Source organism: Stenotrophomonas sp. PS02297, from assembly GCF_029959705.1.
Classification (GTDB): domain Bacteria; phylum Pseudomonadota; class Gammaproteobacteria; order Xanthomonadales; family Xanthomonadaceae; genus Stenotrophomonas; species Stenotrophomonas nitritireducens.
In genome coordinates, this window is the sequence record NZ_JASCOS010000039.1 from 1 (window position 1) to 21,915 (window position 21,915).

At 64.8% G+C, this 21,915-nt stretch carries 22 protein-coding genes; 9 read left to right on the plus strand and 13 right to left on the minus strand.

All coding sequences use genetic code 11. The features are described 5' to 3' along the window. Positions 1-286: 286 nt before the first annotated feature. Positions 287-460 (minus strand): hypothetical protein, encoded by a 174-nt coding sequence (locus QMX80_RS09680; RefSeq protein ID WP_282276719.1) that lies wholly within the window; start codon positions 458-460, stop codon positions 287-289. Positions 461-1,209: 749 nt separating this feature from the next. Here QMX80_RS09680 and QMX80_RS09685 point away from each other — a divergent pair. From QMX80_RS09685 to QMX80_RS09710, 6 genes are all read left to right on the plus strand, one after another. Further along, a complete protein-coding gene (locus QMX80_RS09685; RefSeq protein WP_282276720.1) occupies positions 1,210-1,455 on the plus strand; it encodes a hypothetical protein in 246 nt (81 codons plus the stop codon). Further along, positions 1,448-2,380 carry a hypothetical protein gene (locus QMX80_RS09690; RefSeq protein ID WP_282276721.1) on the plus strand — a complete coding sequence of 311 codons (933 nt, stop codon included), beginning with the start codon at positions 1,448-1,450 and terminating at the stop codon, positions 2,378-2,380. The genes QMX80_RS09685 and QMX80_RS09690 overlap by 8 nt, the downstream gene beginning before the upstream one ends. A 49-nt stretch (positions 2,381-2,429) precedes the next feature. Then, positions 2,430-3,077, plus strand: a complete 648-nt coding sequence (locus QMX80_RS09695) for a hypothetical protein (RefSeq protein WP_282276723.1) — start codon at positions 2,430-2,432, stop codon at positions 3,075-3,077. Between the two features lie 618 nt (positions 3,078-3,695). Further along, positions 3,696-3,944 (plus strand): hypothetical protein, encoded by a 249-nt coding sequence (locus QMX80_RS09700; RefSeq protein WP_282276726.1) that lies wholly within the window; start codon positions 3,696-3,698, stop codon positions 3,942-3,944. 14 nt (positions 3,945-3,958) lie between these two features. Next, positions 3,959-4,225 (plus strand): hypothetical protein, encoded by a 267-nt coding sequence (locus QMX80_RS09705; RefSeq protein WP_282276728.1) that lies wholly within the window; start codon positions 3,959-3,961, stop codon positions 4,223-4,225. An 80-nt stretch (positions 4,226-4,305) separates the two neighbouring features. Continuing rightward, positions 4,306-4,875, plus strand: a complete 570-nt coding sequence (locus tag QMX80_RS09710; RefSeq protein WP_282276730.1) for a type 4 pilus major pilin — start codon at positions 4,306-4,308, stop codon at positions 4,873-4,875. A 66-nt stretch (positions 4,876-4,941) separates the two neighbouring features. Here QMX80_RS09710 and QMX80_RS09715 read toward each other — a convergent pair whose 3' ends face one another. From QMX80_RS09715 to QMX80_RS09740, 6 genes are all read right to left on the minus strand, one after another. Then, positions 4,942-5,427: a hypothetical protein gene (locus tag QMX80_RS09715; RefSeq protein ID WP_282276731.1), complete on the minus strand. Its 486-nt coding sequence runs from the start codon at positions 5,425-5,427 to the stop codon at positions 4,942-4,944. Next, positions 5,424-5,684 (minus strand): hypothetical protein, encoded by a 261-nt coding sequence (locus tag QMX80_RS09720; protein WP_282276732.1) that lies wholly within the window; start codon positions 5,682-5,684, stop codon positions 5,424-5,426. The genes QMX80_RS09715 and QMX80_RS09720 overlap by 4 nt, the downstream gene beginning before the upstream one ends. A gap of 3 nt (positions 5,685-5,687) precedes the next feature. Next, positions 5,688-6,260 (minus strand): hypothetical protein, encoded by a 573-nt coding sequence (locus tag QMX80_RS09725; protein ID WP_282276733.1) that lies wholly within the window; start codon positions 6,258-6,260, stop codon positions 5,688-5,690. Between the two features lie 73 nt (positions 6,261-6,333). Next, positions 6,334-7,029 (minus strand): hypothetical protein, encoded by a 696-nt coding sequence (locus QMX80_RS09730; protein ID WP_282276734.1) that lies wholly within the window; start codon positions 7,027-7,029, stop codon positions 6,334-6,336. Beyond that, positions 7,026-7,670: a hypothetical protein gene (locus QMX80_RS09735; protein ID WP_282276735.1), complete on the minus strand. Its 645-nt coding sequence runs from the start codon at positions 7,668-7,670 to the stop codon at positions 7,026-7,028. The genes QMX80_RS09730 and QMX80_RS09735 overlap by 4 nt, the downstream gene beginning before the upstream one ends. Positions 7,671-7,855: 185 nt before the next feature. After that, positions 7,856-9,442, minus strand: a complete 1,587-nt coding sequence (locus tag QMX80_RS09740) for a choline dehydrogenase (RefSeq protein ID WP_282276736.1) — start codon at positions 9,440-9,442, stop codon at positions 7,856-7,858. A 112-nt stretch (positions 9,443-9,554) separates the two neighbouring features. Between QMX80_RS09740 and QMX80_RS09745 the strand changes: the two genes are divergently transcribed. Beyond that, entirely contained in the window at positions 9,555-10,856 is a 1,302-nt protein-coding gene (locus tag QMX80_RS09745) for an MFS transporter (protein WP_055771108.1), read from the plus strand. 418 nt (positions 10,857-11,274) lie between these two features. Here QMX80_RS09745 and QMX80_RS09750 read toward each other — a convergent pair whose 3' ends face one another. From QMX80_RS09750 to QMX80_RS09760, 3 genes are all read right to left on the minus strand, one after another. Next, positions 11,275-11,751: a hotdog fold domain-containing protein gene (locus tag QMX80_RS09750; protein WP_282276739.1), complete on the minus strand. Its 477-nt coding sequence runs from the start codon at positions 11,749-11,751 to the stop codon at positions 11,275-11,277. A gap of 66 nt (positions 11,752-11,817) precedes the next feature. Next, entirely contained in the window at positions 11,818-14,289 is a 2,472-nt protein-coding gene (locus QMX80_RS09755) for an acyl-CoA dehydrogenase (RefSeq protein ID WP_282276741.1), read from the minus strand. Beyond that, on the minus strand, positions 14,286-15,176 hold the full coding sequence (locus tag QMX80_RS09760) for an alpha/beta hydrolase (protein ID WP_282276743.1): 891 nt from the start codon (positions 15,174-15,176) through the stop codon (positions 14,286-14,288). The genes QMX80_RS09755 and QMX80_RS09760 overlap by 4 nt, the downstream gene beginning before the upstream one ends. Before the next feature lie 185 nt (positions 15,177-15,361). Here QMX80_RS09760 and QMX80_RS09765 point away from each other — a divergent pair, with 185 nt between their 5' ends. After that, positions 15,362-15,964, plus strand: a complete 603-nt coding sequence (locus QMX80_RS09765; protein ID WP_055771092.1) for a TetR/AcrR family transcriptional regulator — start codon at positions 15,362-15,364, stop codon at positions 15,962-15,964. Positions 15,965-16,100: 136 nt separating this feature from the next. On the opposite strand, the gene QMX80_RS09770 is transcribed toward QMX80_RS09765, so the two are convergent. The 3 genes from QMX80_RS09770 to QMX80_RS09780 all read right to left on the minus strand — a co-directional run bounded on the left by QMX80_RS09770 (position 16,101) and on the right by QMX80_RS09780 (position 21,060). Then, positions 16,101-18,938: a TonB-dependent receptor gene (locus tag QMX80_RS09770; RefSeq protein ID WP_282276746.1), complete on the minus strand. Its 2,838-nt coding sequence runs from the start codon at positions 18,936-18,938 to the stop codon at positions 16,101-16,103. 245 nt (positions 18,939-19,183) lie between these two features. Further along, positions 19,184-20,047 (minus strand): hypothetical protein, encoded by an 864-nt coding sequence (locus QMX80_RS09775; protein ID WP_057505268.1) that lies wholly within the window; start codon positions 20,045-20,047, stop codon positions 19,184-19,186. Positions 20,048-20,166: 119 nt separating this feature from the next. After that, on the minus strand, positions 20,167-21,060 hold the full coding sequence (locus QMX80_RS09780) for an Hsp33 family molecular chaperone HslO (RefSeq protein WP_055771084.1): 894 nt from the start codon (positions 21,058-21,060) through the stop codon (positions 20,167-20,169). Between the two features lie 74 nt (positions 21,061-21,134). On the opposite strand from QMX80_RS09780, the gene mtgA reads away from it, so the two are divergent. Next, the gene (gene mtgA, locus QMX80_RS09785; RefSeq protein WP_055771080.1) at positions 21,135-21,866 is read left to right on the plus strand and encodes a monofunctional biosynthetic peptidoglycan transglycosylase; all 732 of its coding nucleotides are present in this window, start codon (positions 21,135-21,137) and stop codon (positions 21,864-21,866) included. Positions 21,867-21,915: the final 49 nt, after the last annotated feature.

The following is a 21,915-nucleotide window of genomic DNA, read 5'->3' on the forward strand; positions in this document are numbered from 1 at the left end:
CATCTGGGGTGGAGCGAAGGCCCTGCGGCGCTGGCGCGCCGCTGCTCCGCGCTGGGGTGGGTCGGTGGGGTGAGGCGGGGCTTGGGTTGTGCAGCCCTTCCTGCTTGAAGCACAGTAGCCAGGGGCTGAGATCTGGGTGGGACGGTCTCAGCGAAAGACGAACACTTCGAGGGGAATGCGAATGGGCTGGCTCGTCGTTTTGGCTGTCACTTACTTCATCGCCGTGTACTTGGTCGTCAACTCGGAAAGCAAGTCCACGCGAGTTGTCGTTCTCGTGGTCTGGGCGCTACTTGGGCTGGCGATCGGCCACTTTGCTTTGAGACTCTTTGGCTAGCTGGGTAAGCAGCTGTTCCTTGGTCCAGTTGTGGACAGTGAGGCTCCAGCAGAACAGCATGGCCAGGCCTAGGACGCCCCATGCGGTGGCGCAGATCGCATCCTCGTGCTTTGGTTTCAGCTTCATGGCGATCCTCCTGACGTGCAGGTCAAGGTAGGCGGGCGAGGTTGGGCGTCAAGGATGGCGGGATGTTTGGCAAGTAGTTCATGGCCATGCTGGCGGCGGTGGAGCCGCGTCACCGGGTGAGGGCCGAAGGCAGGCCGCCGCAGGCGGCCAGAGCCCTGGACCCCGGCCAGGAACACCCCGCCCAAAGGGCGGGCCGGGGTGGGGCAGGTCTCACCGCTGGATCGGTGGAAGCTAGCCACCAAAGCGCGGCGATAACCCCCTATGACACCAGGCCGGCAGGGGCGAAGCCCCCGGCGCTGTTGCTTTTCCCTCCCGATCAAAGATCGGCGCGCGCGCTAGCGCGCCCTTCAATCCTTGAAGCTCTAAAGCCTCAAGAGCTCTAAAGCCTTCGGGCGCGCGCGTGCGCCCGCGCGATGCACAATCGGAAATGCCAGCTGATTCAATAGCTTGGCGAAAGCGCCAAATGGCCGATTTTTCGCGGTGATACCCACCCCCTGGCGCGGTGATACCCACCTTGTTTTCGCGGTGATACCCACCCCCTGGCGCGGTGATACCCACCTTTTCGCGGTGATACCCACCCGAGAGCAGATCGCGCCTGGCGCGGTGATATCCACCTTTTCGCGGTGATAACCACCCGAGAGCAGATCGCGCCTGGCGCGGTGATATCCACCCTTGGCGGGTGGATAAGCCTGCCTTGACGACGCTGGGATTTCTGTTTGCATGCAGCCGACCTCCAGCACGGACTTGCAATGCGCGACCTGTCTTCTCCCTCATACCACGTCAATGGCGAACCCCTGTCGGTAAATCGCGTGACCCGACTAACCGCGTCCCAGGAGAAGCGCTTGGTTGCGGCCGCAAAAAGCAGTGGTGTGAAGGTGGGGGCGTATATGCGTGCGGTTCTGGATTACGCGGCGAGCCAGGGGTGGAAGGTTGAACAGCGTGCCGACATTTGCGAGCGAGTAGTGGGCGAGAGTAAGGGAGCGCGTCATGGCTGACGGTTCGGAGCTCGTTGTCAAAAAAGCGGCTGAGCTCGCACCACTGCCGCTGTCGATTGCGCGCAGCGCCTTGTTTAGCGTTGCACCTAGTGGTCCATCATCGAAGCACCGCGTCATTCCGACGGCGAAGAAGGGGGTCAACGCGGCGATCACATACACGGGTCCGCATCTGAGCATGGAACACTTCAGGTTGTGGCAGTCCCTGCTTTTCCTGGCTGATCAGCGTGGTCAGCTCGGTGGCGATGAGTTCGAGGTGTCGTTGTCAGAAGTGCTTCGTCATATGGGGAAGACCTACAAAGACAAGGAGCTCAAGCAGAAGGTTTTCGATGTTCTGACCGAGCTAAAGGCGGCTGTCGTCACGGTGACTTCCGACCGAGTGAACTACGAGTCGAACAGCCTGATCGATGTGGCAAAGCTGGACCTTAGCTCTCGCATGCTGACCGTGCGGTTCGGGGAAGCGATCGCCGGCAAACTGCTGGATCGTGAGATCCTGAGGAACGACATCGCACGCTCGCGCGAGCTAAAAAGGCACCACTTGGCCATCTGGCTGCATGGCTTCATTTCAAGTCAGGCAAGCCGGTCTGACAAAAAGGAAACGAAGCACACCTTCTCCGTTGACGAACTGCGCCGCCTATGTGGTTCCCAGGCGAAGGAGCGCAGGCATTTCTGTGAAGACCTGGGGCGGGCTCTGAGCAGGTTGAAGGAGGGCGAGAAGCCTCTGGTGACCCACTGGGACTGGGATGACCTGCGGACGAAGTCCAAGGTCATCGTCACGAAGAGCCACACGCTGGTGAAACTTCTGGAAGAGGCGCCAGGTGTCGCACGCGAACGCGAGCGGGCTGAGCAGGGGAAGAGCCGACCTGCAAAGCCTCGTTTCAAGACTCAGGGCGAAATCAACTCGCCGCAGGGCGGGCTGGTGCTGTGATGTCCGTTGTTCTGCGCCAACGACAACAACGAGGAGCGAGTTCGTAGTCATGGTCAACCCGCTTAGCCAGCCCTTCGTCAGGGGCCAAATGACGGTCGCGAGCCCCACTGATGCAGCCAGGCAGCAGCTTCATGACGATGTTGATCAAGGGTTGAAGGGGCACATGGAGGCCATGATTGGCACCTGCCCTGTCTACAGGTCATGGAAGCGCGCCATGCCTGGGCGAACCCCGGCAGCGATCGCCAAGTACCAGAAGCAGCATGGAAGGCACAGCGACGTAGCTGTTGACGCCGAGATCGCCAGCGCGAACTTTGTGCTACCCCTAGGCCAGGTTCTCTATCACGGTGGTCACTTCTTCGGAAGCGCTGCTGCTAACGGGTCAAGCGTGGCATTGGCGAAACCGCTTTCAGCAAGCCTGCTTCCATGTGTTGCGCGGATGGTGACCATACACAGCGCAAAGGCATACAAGGCAGGAGTGCTCGAGCTTATGGTGATGACGATCCGAAGTGCCAGCGTGCGCGCGTTCGTCATGAATGGCAGGGGAAACCTCGGGCACGAGCATGAAGTGCTTCTCGGGTCAGGCGCAACACTCATTCTGAGGAGCGTCACGCCTGTGCAAACTGGCTTCCGGGCAACGGCGGTCGATCAGCCGGCGAAACTCATTCCAACGCGGTACCTCGAAGTGGATGTGGTCTAGGGCGTTTCCTACCCCCACGCGCGGCATCCCCCGATGCCAGTCTTCTCCCACTCACGCCATCCTATCCCTGCCGCCTGCGCAGCCAGATCGGAACCCCGCTAGCCGACTATCGTCAGGTGCGGCCGTGAAGCTGAGCCGTCCTGGAAGGACAAGGCGGCTCCCCCTCCTTCCGCGGGCACGCTGCTGCGGCACACTGCTCTCAGATCGATCGAGAGAAGCGCATGTCCCAGCACCTGACCATCATCCGCGAGATCTTCCCGTCCCAGATCTACCTCACGCCAAAGGAAATCGCGCGTGTTCTCCACGGCCCTGGACGGGACACCAGGAAGCGAACCGAGGACGTGCGACGGCGACTCGACGATGGTTCGCTAATCCCCGGCCTGCGTAAGCGGCCTGGTCAGAGGCGATGGCTGGTCAAGATTGTCGACCTGGCTTGGGCGCTTGATGCAGAGGCGTCCAGACAACCTCAACCAGAAGCGAGGTATTACACCCCAGCGCCGCATGGCCGCTTCAAGAACCTTGGACCACGCTTGGTCCGATAGTCCAACCCGGCATCGTTGACGAACGCCAACATTCTGCTACTCGTGGTTACAACACCACCACCACGAGGAACACACCATGCGAAAGCCAGGCCCGAACAGCGGCAAGGTTATGCCGGACAAGGGGCAGATCCATAAGGCACGGGTCGTCGGAACACGCATCAGTGGAGGGCAGGCCGAGAAGCTCGGGGCACTGGCCACTGAGAGCAACATGACCGAGTCGACCTACATCCGGCATGTCATCCAACGGGCCATTGCCGAGGGCTGGGTCTTCAAGATGGAAATGTCGTTTTCACCTGCTCCGGCGTCGAAGCCGCGCGGACCCTGATCTGGAGCATGGCCATGGGAGAGATCGGATCGAACTACGGCAAGCTCGCGCCAGACCAGCACGTCGACATCAAGGAAAAGCCGGTCTCCTCGCGGGTGAGCGGTGAACAGGCCGACGAGATTGAGGCACTCGCTGACGCCAGCAACATGACGGTATCGACCTACCTGCGGCTGATCTTGCAGAAGGTCATCGACGAGCGCTGGGTCTACCAGCCCGAAGGCGCCGACAAATCTGCGAACGAACACAGCAAATCGCGGCCCGCTAAACGCCCGCTCCGTTGACTTCGTTCATCTTCTATCTAGGTTGAAGCGAAGGCCCTGGGTAAGGGCCGCACGCACAACCTACATAGAGACCCTTTCCCATGAAGAACTTCAAGCAAGCCCGCAACCAGGGCGGCTTCTCGCTCGTCGAGCTGTTGCTGGTGCTGGCCATCATCGCGGCGCTGGCTGTTGCCGCGTTCATCGTCTATCCGCGCGTCCAGGCTGGCCGCAACGCCACCTACGAAAGCCAGATCCTGTCGTCCGCGCAGGCTGGCGTCAAAGCGCTGTTCACCACGAACAACTACCGCAACATCAGCACTGCCGCGGCTTATGACGCCGAAATCTTCCCCAAGAACATGAACGTGGCGACGGACACGATCGAGAACCAGTGGAGTGGTGAGGTTCTGGTAGAGCCATCCGGCCCCGATGGTGCGGATCCGGCCGCCACCGCCACCGTGGTGCGCTACTTCCGTATCGTCTATCCGAGCGTCCCGACAGACGTGTGCATCCGCTTGGCCGGCGCTGCTGTTCAGAACTTCGGCACAGTGTTGGTTGAAGGCACCGCCGTCCAGGACTCGTATTCGGCGACGCCTGTGGCGCTTGATGAAGCCGCGATTGCTTCTGGGTGCAAGGTTGATGGCGGAGCGGAGCTCACCTTCGTTTCCAACTGACCCTCGCTGCAAATGTCTCAGCACCAACGGCGCCCTAGGGCGCCGTTGGTTGTTTTCGGCGATCGATCAGAACCATCGGGCCACGTAGTACACATGCTTGCCGGTGGCCACAGCGGCTTGGGCCTTGTCGACGAACTCCTGGTCTTGGATGGCGTGCGCCGCATCCCGCTCACGCAACGCCTCAGAGACTTCGGGTCCGCCAAAGTAGTAGTCCGGTGTCCGGCGCAAGCGCTGCCCGTCAATGTCGAAGTGCAGGCGGGATAGTTCGGCGTACTTGAGTACCACGCGATCTTCCATGCCCATGGTCCGCGCCTTGAAGAACCCGCGGGCCCGGTTCCATTCCCGTTCCATCCACTCGTGCAAGCTCGGATGGTCCGTCCAGGCCTGGATCAAGGTGCTGCCTGGGAGGATGAGGTTGCTATCCAGGAATGCTTGCCCCGCAGCGCCGACTACCGGGTGCCCGGCCTTGGGCACCTTGTAGCGCAGCACGCTGGATGGCGTGGGGAATGCAGGCGAGCGGGCGAGGGCGAACGCGTACATTTCAAGGCTCATTGCGCTTCTCCTTCAGCCACCTGGGCGCGCCGTACCGTTTCGATGTCCTGGATGAGGTACGCATGGGCACGTCGACGAACCGCTGCGACGATCCTTTCCGCCTCCGTCAGGCCATGCTTCTCGACGGCTCGACTGATCTCACATGAAATGTGAAACGCAATCCGGATGCGCTCGCCCAACGGGAGGTCATCCAGCTGCAGGCAGTCCAAGTACCACAGCAAGCAGGTCAACTTGAGATGATCAGTGGGCATGTCCATGGCTCACCGCCAGCTCGTGTAGTAGACGAACTTGCCTGCAGCCAGCTCGGCGCGAGCCGCCTCAATGAATGCCAGGTCATCAGCCTGCTCGGACCCGTTACTGAATCCGCAGAACGGCTCGCTGATCACGGGGAGTTGGCGGTGCTTGACGGCGTGCTCCAACGCATCCAGAGCCTGGACATCAAGGGTGACGCGGGCCTTGAAGTCGAAATCCCGTCCCAGCTTGCCGCCACACAACATCCGCCAGCGACGGCGCATCCACCCATGGAGGTTGGGGTGCCCGCACCAGCGATGGATCAGATTGCTGCCGGGGATGACGTACTTGCTGTCGAGGAACTTGGCCCCCAGATCCTGCGGGCCCGGCTCCTCCATCACCTTGTCAATCAGGCTGGTAATCAGCTCATCCCAGGTCTGGTTCTCAGGCAAGACCTGCGGAAGTTCGACGCCGCCGATGTAGAAGGTGGGGCCAGACGGCAGCCCCTTGCCTTCTTCCGGCGCACGGTACTTGAGAACATCGCGCGGCTTGGCAAAAGCCTCCGAGCGACCGAGGGAAAACGCGAACATATCAAGACTCATGTGACACTCCTTGGTGGTTGGAGTGTCTAAGGTCGAGTCAGCACGGCAGATTTTAGGGTGGGTGCAAACCCACCTATAGCTCTGGCAGCGCTCGTGGTTCGCTGTCAGGTTTTTCGCGTTCTTCCGCCTGCAAAGCGAGCACCTGTCGATCAAGGGCGGCTTCAAGGAACCGGTTGCCGGCCTTGAAGCGATCTACCCATAGGGTCTGCTCGTCCGGGTCTAGCCAGCGCCTCACCAGGACTTGCTCCACCGTCCAGGCGCGGACATCCAGTTCCGATGGGTTGGCTTGCTCGAACAGTTCGACGGGCAGGTCATCGACGCTGCCCATGACTTTGCCGTCGGTGACCATCCATAGCAGCCGGGAACGCAACAGCCGACCGTAGTCGCGGACTTCTGGCAAGCCTGCTTCCATGAAGACCTGGGCGATGAGCGACTCGGCCTTCTGCTTTCGCCAGTGCTTGTCCCACTGGACGATGTCCGCCTTGCTCGCCTTCAGGTTGTTCTTGTGCCCCTTGAACGGGTTGGGCGGCGGGGGCGGGGAGCCACGACGTTTGCGGCCTGCCTCCTGACTGATCCCCACGAACAGATCGGCCAGCGCGCTATTGAAGGCGGTCGTGTCGGGCAACTTGCGTAGGCGCAAGCGCAGCTCCTCGGCAGTCATGGCCATGTGGATGCCCTTGGCCTGGCGGGGGAACTGCTCTTTGAACAGCTCTATGGCCTGCTTGCGGCCTTCGTCGTAGTAGGCCTCTTTGTTCGTTTGTGTCGTCACTCGCTAGCACCCGGCAGCAGGCCTTGCAGGGCTGCACGCCGCAACTGGGCGCGCGCCTCGAAGTGCTCTTCGGCGAGATCATCCAGGGACGCCAGAACGCCATTCAGAAGCGCGTCCTCTTCCGGGGTGGGGTCGAAGGATAAGGTCGGTGGCGGCGCCCAATGGAAGACGCGTTCGCCTTCCGGAACTGGGGTATCGAGGCCTGCGATCATGAAGCCGAGCGAACGAGGACCGCGGGTCTGCGTGATGACGGGTGGCTTGGCCGGGGGCGCATCGTGCTCACCCATGACCCAGTTGGCTTCCTCGCCATCGGAGTCAATCATCATCGACGCCAGGCTGGCCGCCAGCGCGGGCAGGGGGACGGACAAGCGGCCACCTTTGCCGACTTCGATCTTGCCGTGGCGGCCATTGTGAATGACGCCCTGGGCAATCAGGCGGCGAGCCGCTTCGGCCGGATCCTGGCGCTGGGGTGTTGGGGTGCCTTTGTCGTCGTAGGCAGGGCCCATCACCGAGTCGAGCACCTGGCCGATCTCCTGCGTGTTCAACCCCAGGCGTTCTTCCCCGAACCGCTTCTCGAGCTTCTTGAGGATCCAGGTGCTGGTGTCGTCCAGCGCGGCCTGCTTGTCTGTTCGGTGGTCCATAGGCAGTGAGGAGCCGGTGTCACCGGATCATGCCATGGCGGGCGGTGCCGGTTCGTTGGAAGGCATGTTGGAAGAATATTGGAAGCAGTGCGCCGGTTTCGGTTGGTTTTGAGCGGTTTGGCGGGGTGGCCGGCAGCCCGTCGGGACATTGCCAGAATGCGCTATAAATGGCCTGTAAGCCGCAATCAGCCTGCTTTTATGAGGTCTGCAGCGCGCTCCGCGATCATGATCGTCGGTGCGTTGGTGTTGCCGCTGACCAGCGTGGGCATCGCCGAGGCATCGATCACGCGCAGGCCTTCGACGCCGCGCAGCCGCAGTTGCGGGTCCAGCACCGCCGCATCGTCGCTGCCCATGCGGCAGGTCCCGGCCGGGTGGTAGATGGTCTCGGCCTTGGCGCGGACGAACGCTTCCAGTCCGGCGTCGTCCAGGTCTTCGCGCCCGGGGAAGATCGGTGCGCGCCGCCAGCGGTCGAAGGCCGGCTGGCGCAGGAGATCGCGGCTCAGACGCGCGGCTTCGACCATCATCTTCAGGTCGAAGCCTTCGCTGTCGCCCAGGTAGTTGGCGTGGATGCCTGGCGGCATCGCAGGATCGGGGCCGGCCAGGGCGATGCGGCCGCGGCTGCGTGGATGCAGGTAGCAGGCATGCAGGGTGTAGCCGTCGCCGGGCAGGCGACAGCGGCCATGGTCGTCGAGCATCGCCGGCACGAAATGGAACTGGATGTCGGCGCGCTCGTCGGGCGCGAAGCGCGAGCGCGCGAAGCCGCCGGCCTCGGCGACATTGCTGCAGCCGGCACCGCGCCGGCCGCGCAGGAACCAGTCCAGGCCGATCTTCAGTTCGCTGGCGCGGTCGTAGCTGACGCCGGGCACGGTGCGGTACAGCGTGCAGATGTCCAGGTGGTCCTGCAGGTTGGCGCCGACCTGGGGCTGGTCGAGCTGCACCGTGATCCCGTGCGCGCGCAGCGCGTCGGCCGGGCCTATGCCGGAGAGCATCAGCAGTTGCGGCGAATTGATCGCGCCGGCGCTGAGCAGTACCTCGCGCCGCGCATGCACGCGCTGTTGCTGCCCGCCTCGGCGCAGGACGATGCCATGCGCGCGGCCGGCGTCGATCAGGATGCGTTCGACCAGCGCGCCGGTCAGCACCTGCAGGTTGCGGCGTTGCCGTACCGGCGCCAGGTAGGCCGTGGCCGACGAACAGCGCGCGCCATCCTTCTGCGTGACCTGGTAAAGGCCGACGCCAAGCTGCTGGTCGCCGTTGAAATCGTGATTGTGCGCATGCCCGGCCTGCACGCCGGCTTCGATGAAGGCGTGGCTGAGCGGGTTGACGTGACGCAAGTCGGAAACGTGCAGCGGGCCGGCATCGCCGTGCAGCGCGTCGCCGCCACGGCCGTTGCACTCGCTGTGGAGGAACCAGGGCAGGACGCCTGCCCAGTCCCAGCCGGTGGCGCCGGCAGCGGCCCAGCGGTCGTAGTCGCCGGGCACGCCGCGCACGTAGCACATGGCGTTGATCGAACTGGAGCCGCCCAGCACCTTGCCGCGCGGCCACCAGAGCCGCCGGCCCTGCAGCTGGGGTTCCGGGGCGGTGTCGTAGCTCCAGTTCAAGCGGCGGTTGTTGACCAGCCGCGCCAGCCCTGCGGGCATGTGGATGAACGGGTGGCGGTCGCGCGGGCCGGCCTCGACCAGCAGCACCTGCACCTGCGGATCGGCGCTGAGCCGGTTGGCCAGCACGCAGCCGGCCGAGCCAGCGCCGACGATGATGTAATCGAACTCCCGCATCGCGCTCCCCCGTGGACGTGCGGCCAGCATAGCCGGCGCAGGCATGGCCGCACTGGCGATGTTGCAGTGCATCGGATACCTTGCGCGCTTCGTTGCGACGGATAACAGGCCGATGCGGTCCGGTCAGGACAGGGTACATACGGGGGAGGGGCTGGCGGTCGCGCTGTCCTTCGCCTATTTCTTCTGCGTGCTGGCCGCGTACTACGTGATCCGCCCCTTGCGCGAGCAGTTGGCGGCGGCCGTGGGCTCGACCCAGCTGCCCTGGTTCTACGGCGCGACCTTCGTCGGCACCCTGCTGCTGTCGCCCTTGTTCGGCGCGCTGGTCACCCGCTGGCCGCGACGGGTGGTCATGCCGGTGGTCTATGTGTTCTTCATCGCCTGCCTGGTCGGCTTCGTGCCGTTGTTCGCATGGCCGGATCTTCTGGCGCCGAAGACGCTGGGCGTGATGTTCTTCGTCTGGGTCAGCGTGTTCAACCTGTTCGTGGTGTCGGTGTTCTGGAGCTTCATGTCCGACATATGGGACAGCGAGCAGTCGCGGCGCCTGTTCCCGGTCATCGCGGTGGCCGGCACGGTGGGCGCGATCACCGGCCCGGTGCTGACCCGTTCGCTGGTCGGCGTGATCGGCGTGGCGCCACTGCTGCTGGTATCGGCGGCGCTGCTGTGCCTGGCGCTGGGCTGCGTGGTCGCGCTCGGGCGCTGGGCGCGGCAGCATGGCGCACGCCGGAATGAGCCCGGCAACGAAGCGGCGGTCGGTGGTGGCATGTTCGACGGCCTGAAGCAGGTGTTCGCCGACCCGTTCATCCGCAACATGTCGATCCTGCTGTTGCTGGCCGACGGCATCGGCACCGTGAACTACGCACTGGTGACCGACTATTCCGGCGCCACGTTCGCCGACGCGGTGGCGCGCACGCGCTTCGCCGCCAACATCGACCTGGCCGGCAACGCGCTGACCGCGATCACCCAGCTCACCCTGACCCGCTGGCTGCTGCCGAGGAAGGGACCGGGCATCGTCATCATGATCTGGGCGCTGGTCAGCGTCTGTGCGCTGGCGCTGGTGCTGTTCGCCCGCGATCCGCATGCGCCCTTGCTTCTGGGCATGCCGGCCGTGGCGATCGCGCTGATCGTCAGCCGCGGCCTGGCCTATGGCATGGCCGAACCGGCGCGGCACAGCCTGTACACGCGCGTGCCGCGCAACGTGCGCTACAAGGGCCAGAACGCGGTGGATACCGCGGTGTGGCGGTTCGGCGACATGTCCATCGCGTTGGGCATGAACTGGCTGCGCCTGCTCGGCATGGGTGCAGCTGGTTTCGCCGGCGTCAGCGCGACCGCGGCGGTGGTCGCCGCCGGCATCGGCTGGCGCCTGTCGCGCCGTCCCGAAGGCGTGTCGGCGCAGGAGGCGCGACCTTCGGCCTGATGCTGGAGCCTGGCGGGCGTCGAGGGATGCTCACCGGAGCAGCCACAGCGGCACTGCTTGCAGCGCCGCGCCCAGTACGAACGGTGCGCTCAACCGGTGCATGCGCCAGTCGTCGATGCGCAGGAGCGCGAGTTGCGCCATGCCGCGTCCCCGCCGGAACAGCGCCATGAATCCACGCAGAGCCCGCCCCAGCGGCGTAGCGGGTAGTTCCCCGCTGGAAGCCAGTGATACCGCGCCCATCCCCGGGAACACGTAGACCCGGGGCCGATTGAGGGCCGGCATGACTGCACGGTTGGCCGGGCTGTCATGGGCGAGGTCGCGCTTCCCGTCGAACAGTTTCCAGAAGGCCGGGGGAATGCCGCGAAGCCCAGCCTGTGCACGCCGCCCGGGCGTACCCGCAGTCCGGCGGAGCCATGGCTCATCCGTTCCCGCGGCGCGGCGACACCCACATCGCGATGCGGGCGACGAATACTTCGGTGCCCGTGGCATCGTGGATGCCGACCCGCACCGGCAGCTCGTAACCTGCCGTGGCACTGGCGATGGTGAGCTCCGGTACCGCCACCGCCTTCAGGGTGCCGCGCGCCTTGGCCTGGTAGCGCACGTCCATGCCCTTGGGAATCCAGCGCATGTCGGCCGGCAGCGAAGCATCGACCATCAGCCCGGCGGTGAGTTCGGCCAGGTTGCACAGCGCGATCGCATGCACCGTGCCGATGTGGTTGCGTACCTTGCGGCGGTCGGCCAGCGTGCCTTCGCAGCGGCCGGCCTCGAGCAGGGTGATGCGCGGGGAGATGCTCGCGAAATAGGGCGCCTTGATGCACACCGCGCGCGTGAACAGCCAGCGGCCGCAGGGCCAGCGCGACAGGCGCCGGTAGAGCGAGAGCAATGGGGTGGTCATGTTTCCTCCCGAAAGGAAACGGCGGGCATGCGCCCGCCGTTTCCGCTTACCGATGGCTGCCTGGACTCAGGCGACCTGCGAGGGCTGCCGACCTTCGCGGTCGTAGTACGAGGCCGCGCGCAGCTCGTGCGGTTCGAAGTCGTCCACGGTGATCGTGTCCAGGGTGATCGCGCGGAGTTCTTCCAGCAGGGTGCGCTCGTCCTGGGTGATGACGCCTTCGGCCACCGCCTCGTCCAGCTGCGCGGAGAAGGTGAGCGCCTCGATGCCCTTGGTCTTGAGCGCCTTGAGGAACTTGCGCTCCACCGGCTCGGCCATGACCGCCTTGGCCAGGTGGCTGGCGATGCGGCCGCCCGGATTGTTCTCGCACGGGGTCAGGAACACGCCCTGCGCGAGGCGGTCGCGGGCCTCGTTGGGCGACATCAGGGTGGCGGCGACGCGGCGGCTCAGGCGGTCGCCCGGGGCCTCGGCGCGGCGGCCGAACGGGAAGATCAATGCCCACATCAGCCAGCCGATCGGACGGATCGGGAAGTTGCGCAGCGCCGCCGACAGCGACTCCTCGATGCGGTGCACGCTGTCATGGAACGCCCAGGCCAGAAGCGGCTGGTCGGCGCTCGGCGCGCCCTCGTCGTGGTAGCGCTTGAGCATGGCGCTGGTCATGTAGACGTGGCTGAGCACGTCGCCGAGACGGCCGGACAGCGATTCCTTGAACTTGAGCTTGCCGCCCAGGGTCATCATCGAAATGTCGGCCATCAGCGCCAGGTTGGCCGAGTAGCGGTCGAGCTTGCGGAAGTAGCGGCGGGTGTAGGCGTCGCCCGGTGCGGCACCGAAGCGCGCACCGGTAAGGCCGAACCACAGCGAACGCACGGCATTGGAGATGCCGAAGCGCACATGGCCGAACAGCGCATGGTCGAACTCGCGCAGGCCGGCCTTGCGGTCCTCGTCCTGCGCGGCCTTCATTTCCTTGAGCACCCACGGATGGCACAGGATCGCGCCCTGGCCGAAGATCAGCAGCGAGCGGGTCATGATGTTGGCGCCTTCCACCGTGATGGCGATCGGTGCGGCCTGCCAGCTGCGGCCGGCGAAGTTGCGCGGCCCGAGGATGATGCCCTTGCCGCCGATCACGTCCATCACGTCGGAAATGACTTCGCGGCTCATGTTGGTGCAGTGGTACTTGGCGATCGCCGACGGCACCGACGGCACGTCGCCACGGTCGACTGCAGCCGCGGTGGCCTGTGACAGCGCGCTGATCTTGTAGGCCTTGCCGCCAATGCGGGCCAGTGCTTCTTCCACACCCTCGAAGCGGCCGACCGACAGGCCGAACTGCTTGCGGATGCGCGCATAGGCACCGGTCACCACCGCACCGGCCTTGGCACCGCCCGAGGCGGTGGAGGGCAGGGTGATGGAGCGGCCAACGGCCAGACACTCGTTGAGCATGTTCCAGCCCAGGCCACGCTTTTCGGCGCCGCCGATCAGCTGGCTCAGCGGGATGAACACATCCTTGCCGCGGATCGGGCCGTTCTGGAAGGTGGAGTTCAGCGGGAAGTGGCGGCGGCCGATTTCCACGCCGTCGGTGTCACGCGGCAGCAGGGCCAGGGTGATGCCGATGTCCTTGGTGTCGCCGAGCAGCCCGTCCGGGTCGTACATGCGGAAGGCCATGCCGATCAGGGTCGCGACCGGCGCCAGGGTGATGTAGCGCTTGTCGAAGGTCAGCTTCAGGCCCAGCACCTCATCGCCCTTCCACATGCCCTTGCAGACGATGCCGAAGTCGGGAATCGAGGTGGCATCGGAGCCGGCGAACGGGCCGGTCAGGCCGAAACAAGGAACTTCGATGCCTTCGGCCAGGCGCGGCAGGTAGTAGTCCTTCTGCTCCTGCGTGCCGTAGTGGTTGAGCAGTTCACCCGGGCCCAGCGAGTTGGGCACGCCAACGGTGGAGCTGACCACGCTGGAGATGGAGGCCAGCTTCTGGATCACCTTGTGGTGCGCCAGCGCCGAGAAACCCAGGCCACCGTACTGCTTGGGGATGATCATGCCGAAGAACTTGTTCTTCTTGATGAAGGCCCACAGTTCCGGTGGCAGGTCGGCATGGACGTGGGTGATTTCCCAGTCGTTGACCATGCGGCACAGTTCTTCGACCGGGCCATCGAGGAAGGCCTGTTCTTCGGCGGTGAGCTGCGGCTTGGGATAGTCCAGCAGTTTCTGCCAGTCCGGGTCGCCGGTGAACAGTTCGCCCTCGAAGCCGACCGAGCCGGTTTCCAGCGCGATGCGCTCGGTCTTGGACAACGGCGGCAGCACCTTGCGGAACACGCCCATGAACGGCGAGGTGATCAGCGGCTTGCGCAGGAACGGCAGCAGCACCAGCGCGCTGACCAGCGCCAGGATCGCCGCAGCGACGATGACCGCGGTCTGGTGGACGCCGGCGAACCAGCAGATGCCCAGCAGCACGGCGCCGATCACCGTCCAGGTGAGCAGCCGCATGCGGTGGTAGGCGACGAAGGCACCTGCCAGCAGCAGGGCCAGGAAGGGAACGACAATACTCATGGACTTGCTCCGGTAACGTGCTCGGTACGGGCGGACGCTGCGGCGGAAGCCGGGGGGAGTGCGTCCAGATAGTTCAACACGGCGGCGGTAAACGCGTCGTTGTCATCGCCTGCCACCATATGCGTGGCGTCGGGCAGATGCACGTGCTTGGCATGCGGTACCAGCGCCAGGAATTCGGCCACGGTCTGCGGGGTGACCAGGTCGCTGCGGCCGCCGCTGACCAGCAGCACCGGGCATTGGACGCGGCGCGCGGCCTCGGCGATGGCGTCCTGGTGCTGTTCGCTGTCGCGTGCCAGCTCTTCCACCAGCCGTGGATCCCAGTGCCAGTTCCAGCGGCCCGCGGCGGTGGGGCGCAGCAGGGCGCGCAGCGCGTCCTCGCTCTTGCGCGGGCGGTGCGGCATGTAGGTGGCGATGCTGTCGGCGGCCGCTGCCAGCGAGGCGAAGCCTTCCGGATGCGCGCTCATGAAGGCCAGGATGCGTTCGACGCCGCGGGTCTCCCAGCGCGGGGTGATGTCCACCAGCACCATCGCCGAGAACAGTCCCGGCCAACGGGCCTCGGCCATCAGCCCGAACAGGCCGCCCATCGAGGCGGCGACCAGCACCGGCGGGCGCGGCAGCTCGCCGGCGACGACGATCAGGTCGTCGGTGAACTGTTCGCCGTGATACGGCAGGTCGGCCGGATTCCAGTCCGAGCCGCCATGGCCGCGCGCATCGAAGGCCAGCGTGGCATGGCCGGCGGCATGGAGCGCTTCGGCAGCGGCCGTCCACGCGCCGCGGGTCTGTCCGAAGCCATGCGCGAACAGGATCGGCGGCCTGCTTCCGGTGGTTTTCGAGGCGGCCAGTCCGATGCCATGGGCACCTTCCAGGCGGATGTCTTGCGCGTGCATGCGAGGTCACAGAGATGGATCCGTACTCGATGGTATGGATTCGTGGCCATGCCTGTCAATACTGGGTGGTATGGATGGAAAATGCCTTGTCCGCCATGGCTTTGGCGAGCATCCATGGGCTGTCGCGCGGGGTATTGGCGCGGCGCATACTGCAACCAGTCCCCGGCGTATGGTTAAATCAGCGGATGAACGAATCTTCAGCTTCCCCGGCGGAAACCCGCAGTACACGCAACAGCCGCCTCAGTGCGGACGACTGGGCCCAGGCGGCCCTGGACCTGATCGCGGAGCAGGGGGTCGGGGCCGTCGCGGTGGAGCCGCTGGCCCGCCGCCTCGGCGTCACCAAGGGCAGCTTCTACTGGCACTTTCCGTCCCGCGACGCCCTGTTGCAGGCCGCGCTGGAACGCTGGGAGCTGGTCGAGCAGCAGCAGGTGTTCGGAAGCCTGGAAGAGGTTCCGGATCCGCGCACCCGCCTGCGCGCGCTGTTCCAGCTCGTCGCGCACGAAGTGACACCGCATGTCATCTACAGCGAACTGCTCAAGGCGCTGGACAACCCGCTGGTGCGCCCGGTGATCGACCGCGTCTCGCAGCGCCGCCTGGACTACCTGATGGCCTCGTTCCGTCAGGCCGGGCTGAGTTCCACCGACGCCCGCCACCGCGCGCGCCTGGCCTATGCCGCGTATGTCGGCTTCCTGCAGCTATCCCTGCAACTGCAGCAGCCGAAGCAGGCGCGCGAGGAGTTCGAATCCTACGTCGAGCATGTGATCGAGACCTTGATTCCGAACGGGTGAGCGCAGGAAGATCGATCCGTGCAAAGCCGCGCATGCCGCGGCTTTTTTTATGTGCTTCGTCCAGCGGTCCATATCCCGCGCAAAAGACAACGGCCCCTTTCGGGGCCGTTGTTCCAGGCACTGATCAATCAGCCGATCAGAACTTCTGGTTGTACTTCATGTACAGGAAGCGACCGGTGTCGAAGCCGCCGTAGTACGAGAAGTTCGACGCGCCCTGGCTGTACATGATCGGGCCGACGCGGTTGAACACGTTGTTGGCACCGATGGCGATGCGCGCATTCCACGGGGCCTGCCAGGAGACCTGCACGTCGTGGAACGTGACGGCGCCCAGTCGGTTCTGCGGGATGACCTTGCCGGCGTTCGGGCTGTAGTAGTTCGGATCGGTACAGCTGTAGCCGGGAGTACAGTCTTCCTTGGTGCTGGAGTAGTAGCGCACGCCGTAGTTGGCGGCCCAGTCACCCTTGTTCCAGCCCAGGCTCAGGTTGGAACGGATGCGGAAGTAGTCCTCGAAGCCATTGGCCTGGGCGGGCATGGTGCCCTTGTCGTTGGTGCTCTTGATCTCGAACTTGCTGACATAGGTGGTGGCCCACTTGGCGCTGAAATGACCCCATTCGGTATCCAGGCCGTAGGTTGCGTCGAAGTCGAAGCCTTCGGTCAGGTAGTAACCAGCGTTGCGGGTACCGTAGGTCAGATCGCTGACGATGCCGCCCTGCGCCGGGTCACGCTTGAACATGGCGCAACGCGATTCGATCAGGTTGACATAGCAGTCATTCAGGATGGCGTTCGGCGAATCCGAAACGACAGTGTCGTCGATACGGATCTTCCACCAGTCCAGCGCCATGGTCAGGCCCTGCACGAACTTCGGGCTGTACACCAGGCCGACGGTCTTGGAGGTGGAGGTCTCCGGCTTCAGGAACGGGTTGGAGCCCGAGACGAACGGTACCGGGGTCTGGTTGCCATTCGGGCCGGTGATCGGCACGAAGCCCTGCTTCAGCTGGCGGAAGTTCGCGCCGACGTCCTTCAGGCAGCGTGCCGAGTTGGCGGCCTTGCCGTAAAGGACGTCGCAGGGATCCTGGAAGCCGTTAGCGAAGGTCTGCGAACCGCCGCCGTACAGGTTGCCGATGGTCGGAGCGCGGAAGCCTTCGGCGTAGGTGGCACGGACCAGCAGGTCGTCCATCGGACGCCATTTCAGGCCGAACTTGTTGTTGGTGGTGTTGCCGAAGGTGTCGAACTTCGAATAACGCGTCGCCGCGTTGAAGGTCAGCTCCTTGGCGCCCGGCAGGTCGGCCAGGATCGGCGCGTTCAGTTCCAGGTAGCCCTCGTCGACCTTGTACGAACCACGGGTCGGCCCGGAGGCCAGGTTGGTCGAATTGCCGGACTGGGCGATGGCGTCAGGGGTAAAGCCGCCTTCTTCCTTGCGGTGCTCATAGCCCAGCGCGAAGCCCAGGTCACCTGCCGGCAGGGTGATGATCGAGCCGGCGATGTTGACGAAGTAGTCGTGGGTCTTGGTCTTGCCGATGGCATGCTCTTCCTTGAACAGGAAGTTGCGCACGGCCGGGTCGTCCAGCGAGTTCTGGACTGCGCCAGTGCCGAAGCCGGCAAACGGGTTCCACGGTACGCAGCCGGCGATCACATTGCCCGGCGTTCCGCAGACGATCTTGCCGGTGGTGGGGTCCTTGAACGACGGGCCCACCGCAGCCTTGACGGCCGGGATATAGAAATTGCCGTTGTTGATGATGTTGGTGTCGGCTTCGTTGAACAGGTAGCCGGCATCCCAATCGAAGTAGCGGTCGCCGATCTCGAACGAGCCTTCCAGGGCCGCCGTGAAGCGCCAAGTGGTCTGATCGGTATCGGTGGTGCGCGGGATTTCCCAGCCGCGGCGACGCCAGTTGATAGCGGTTCCGGGGCGCGGGTTGAAGTAGCTATTGGCAGCCATTTGCGCGCCAACCGCGCTCGACTGCAGCGGGTAGCCCGCGATCTGACGGTTCGAAGAGCGCTTGGTGTAACCCAGATCGCTGGTGAAGCGGATGTTGTCGGTGATGTCGTAGTTGGCGTTGACGAACAGCGAACGGCGCTCCAGCGGAGTCAGCAGCTGCATCTGGTCGATGGAGTTGCTGGTATCGTCACCATTCTGCGGGTGGAAATTGCTGCCGCCGATCGCATTGCTGCCGCGATTCGGAGCGTACCAAATGATGGCGTTATTGGCATCCTTCAGGCCCGAATCGTAGTTGCCCCATTGACCAACGGGAGTGTTGTTGCCGCCAACATTACGGGGATCGGTTTCGGCGGTGTACCAACGGTCACGCGCCCACACCGGATCTTCCTTGTGGTATTCGGCACCCATGGTGACCGAGCCACGCTCGCCCGAGAAGCCGACCATGAAGTCGTAGGTCTGCTTCTTGCCATCGCCCTGGCCGTACTGGCCGGTGTAGACGTTGGCTTCGGCGCCATCGAAATTCTTGCGGGTGATGATGTTGATCACGCCTGCCATCGCGTCGGAGCCGTAGATCGCGGAGGCGCCGTCCTTCAGGACTTCAATGCGCTCGACGATGACGGACGGGATGGAGGAGATATCCTGGTAGCCGGCCGGGCTGATGCCAAGGCGCTTGCCATTGACCAGCACCAAGGTGCGCTGGGCGCCCAGGTTGCGCAGGTCGATGTACTGGCCACCAGCTTCCTGGTTGGAGGTAAGCGGCGAGGCGCGGCTGAACGACGGGCTGCCGGCTGCGGAGATGTTCTGCAGGATGTCGGCGACGGAGCTGAAGCCCTGCTGCTCGATCTGGTCGCGGGAAATGGTCAGGACCGGCTGTGCGGTCTCCACGTCGACCTGGCGGATGCGCGAGCCGGTGACTTCGATGCGGTCGAGGTTGGTGGCAGCACCGCTGTTCTGGGCAAAGGCGCTGCCGGTAGTGCCGGCGCCCGCAATCAGGGCCAGTACTACTGCGTCACGCAGCTTGTTGGACTTGCAATACATGGGCTCTCTCTCCAAGTGATCTTGGTAGTTACAAGTGGAATCGCCTGCGCGGTGGGAACGAAACATGCGGTCCCAAAACCGTGAGGCTGATCCGATAGTACTTCCGTCTCTTGTGAAATTAAAGCTTCGTTAATGAATTGCGTGAATTTGGTGAAATTCGGCAAAGAAATTGTTGCGAGTGCAACAAAAACGCCCCCTTGCGGAGGCGTTCGGATGAACTTGGGAGTAGTTCGTTCTCAGGACGCTCAAAGATCCTGCTCGTACCGGACGTAAGGGATCGCGCCCTCGTCATTGCTCTCGTTGCGGGGAGAAAACGGGTTCTTGCCGCGGGTGATGACGTTCTCGGCGCCGACAGTAAGCTGGCCGCTCCAAGGGGTGCGCCAGGTCAGGCCGAGACCGATGCCTTCCCACTTGCCGGCCTGGCCGGGGGCGTCGACGACGCGGCCGATGATGTTGGCGCTGAACGGGCCGTAGCCGCCGCCGAGACTGAGGCTCTTGCTGTCCCATTGGTCGACAAGGGCGGGCGAGGCGTCGCTCAGCGGGACGAGGCGCGCCTTGGCGTAGGTGCCGCCGATGGAGACGAAACCTTCGCGGCCGATGTTCTTCTGGCCGAAAACGGTCAGGTCGTTCTGTTCCATGCGCGCGGCAGGCGCGCGGGTGTTGCCGGACAGCCAGGCCGGCAGCGTGTCGCGGCCGGTGCCGGCACTCAGGCCGATGCGCCCACCGGGGCGGTTGAAGGCGGTGGTCGCGGACAGGTGGCGGCCGGCGGCGATGTCATCGTCGTCGCCGAGGCTGGCGAGCATGCAGTGGCTGGCCAGCCCGCTGATGCTGCTGCCGCGGCTGCTGTTGCACAGCAGGCCGAGCGAGTCGCCTGACGACAGCCCGAAGGCGGCGTCGAGGGAATTGCGGCCGAAGTGCCAGCGCGCGCCGGCCATCTGTTCGCCGGTTGGCTCCAGGTACAACAGGGCCTCTACCTTGCCGCTGCCCTTGTTCCAGACCGGCAGCACGGTGCTGTCCGGGGTGGCACGCGGCTTGCCCTGCGCATGCGCGCCCGTAGCCACCCCGAGGGCGATCAGCAAGGCTAGCGGCAGGCGCAGGAGGGTGTTCATGGACTCAATCAGACAGGGCCAAGGCCGGGGAGTTCCCGGCGCGTGAGGTTCTGATCGTATGTCGTTTATGTTTTCTTAACAAGACTCCGTCCTCCCCGGAACGCAGCTCGTCGGTGCCGTTACTGCAGCCGCTCTGGAGCGGCCTGGCTGGCTGGTGTGAAATCGAACAATACGCCGAATTCGGTCAAAGGGAAGTGATATTCGCGTCCGCAGAACTCGCAGCGCACCTCCACCTGGCCGGTGTCGACCGCGGCGGCGCGGGCCTCTTCCTCGCCGAGCGACTGCAGCATGCCGACCACCCGCTCCCGCGAGCAGGAGCAGCCGAAACGCAGTTGCTTGTCGCCCATGGTCTCGGGGTGTTCCTCATGGAACAGGCGGTGCAGCAGCTCCTGGCCGTTTGCCGCCAGCAGTTCGTCCCGTCCCAGCGTGTCGAACAGGGCGCCGGCGCGGACCCAGCCGTCGTCGTCGCCCTGGTCGCCGGGGAGCTTCTGCAGCAGGAGGCCGGCAGCGTGTTCGCCGTCGGCGGCCAGCAGCAGGCGCGTGGGCAACTGCTCGGAATGGCGGAAATAGTCCTCGAACGCCTCGTCCAGGCTGCTGCCCTGCAGGGCTACCAGGCTCTGGTAGCGCTGCGGTTCGCGCGGGTCCAGGCCCGGGTTTTCGATGGTGATGGCCAGCAGGGCGCCTTCGCCGAGCTGGGACAGGTCGGCCGGGGCGTCCTGGCCTTCCTCGACCTGGGCGATGCCGCGCAGGGTGCCGGCGGAAGTGCATTCGGCGAACAGGGTGCGCAGGGGCGAGCTGCTGCGCAGCTGGACCGACAGCCGCCCGTCGATCTTGATGTGGCCGGTGAACAGGGCCGAGGCGACGCAGGCCTCGCCCAGCAGGCGCATGGCCGAAGGCCGGTAGCCGCCGTGGGACAGGATTTCGCGCCAGCTGTCGGTGAGCCGGACATGGACGCCGCGCACGCCGGCCTCGGGCAGGAGGAAGCGGACAAGGAGGTCGGACGTTTCGGTCATGGGAATCTGCACGTATGGGGACGCCGGTGCCGGATAATGCACCGATGTCGGGATTCATGGAGTCAGGCAGTCACATGGGGACGGAGCAGGACAAGCGCAAGATGCGGCCGCGACGCAGGTGGCGGCGTTGGCTGTGGATCACTCCCTGTGCGCTGGCGGTGTTCAGCATCGTGCAGGTGGCGGTGCTGCGGTTCGTCGATCCGCCGTTTTCCACGGTGATGGCGCTGCGCCAGGTCGAAGCCTGGGGACAGGGCGACTGGGGGTTCCGCATCCATTACCAGTGGCGCGACCTGGACGCGATGGCGGCCAGCGTGCCGATCTCGCTTGTGGCTGCGGAGGACCAGCGCTTCCCGCTGCACAACGGCTTCGACCTGGACGCGATCGAGAAGGCGATGGACCACAACGCCCGCGGCAAGCGCCTGCGCGGCGGCAGCACGATCAGCCAGCAGGTCGCCAAGAACCTGTTCCTGTGGCAGGGCCGCAGCTGGCTGCGCAAGGGGCTGGAAGCCTGGTATACGGTGCTGATCGAAGCACTCTGGCCGAAGCAGCGGATCCTGGAGATGTACGCCAACGTCGCCGAGTTCGGCGATGGCGTCTACGGCGTGCAGGCCGCGTCGCAGCGGTTCTGGCGCAAGGATGCGGCGCGGTTGTCGGCGGGCGAGAGCGCGCGTCTTGCCGCGGTGCTGCCGTCGCCGCGCCGCTACAGCGCGACCAATCCCGGCCCGTTCGTGCAGCGCCGCGCCGACTGGATCCAGCGCCAAGCGCGGCAGCTCGGCGGTTCCGGCTATGCCGTGGGCGATGATTGAAACCGCCGTGCGCGCGAAGCGCGTCGGGCCCGGGCCCCATCTTCCGTAG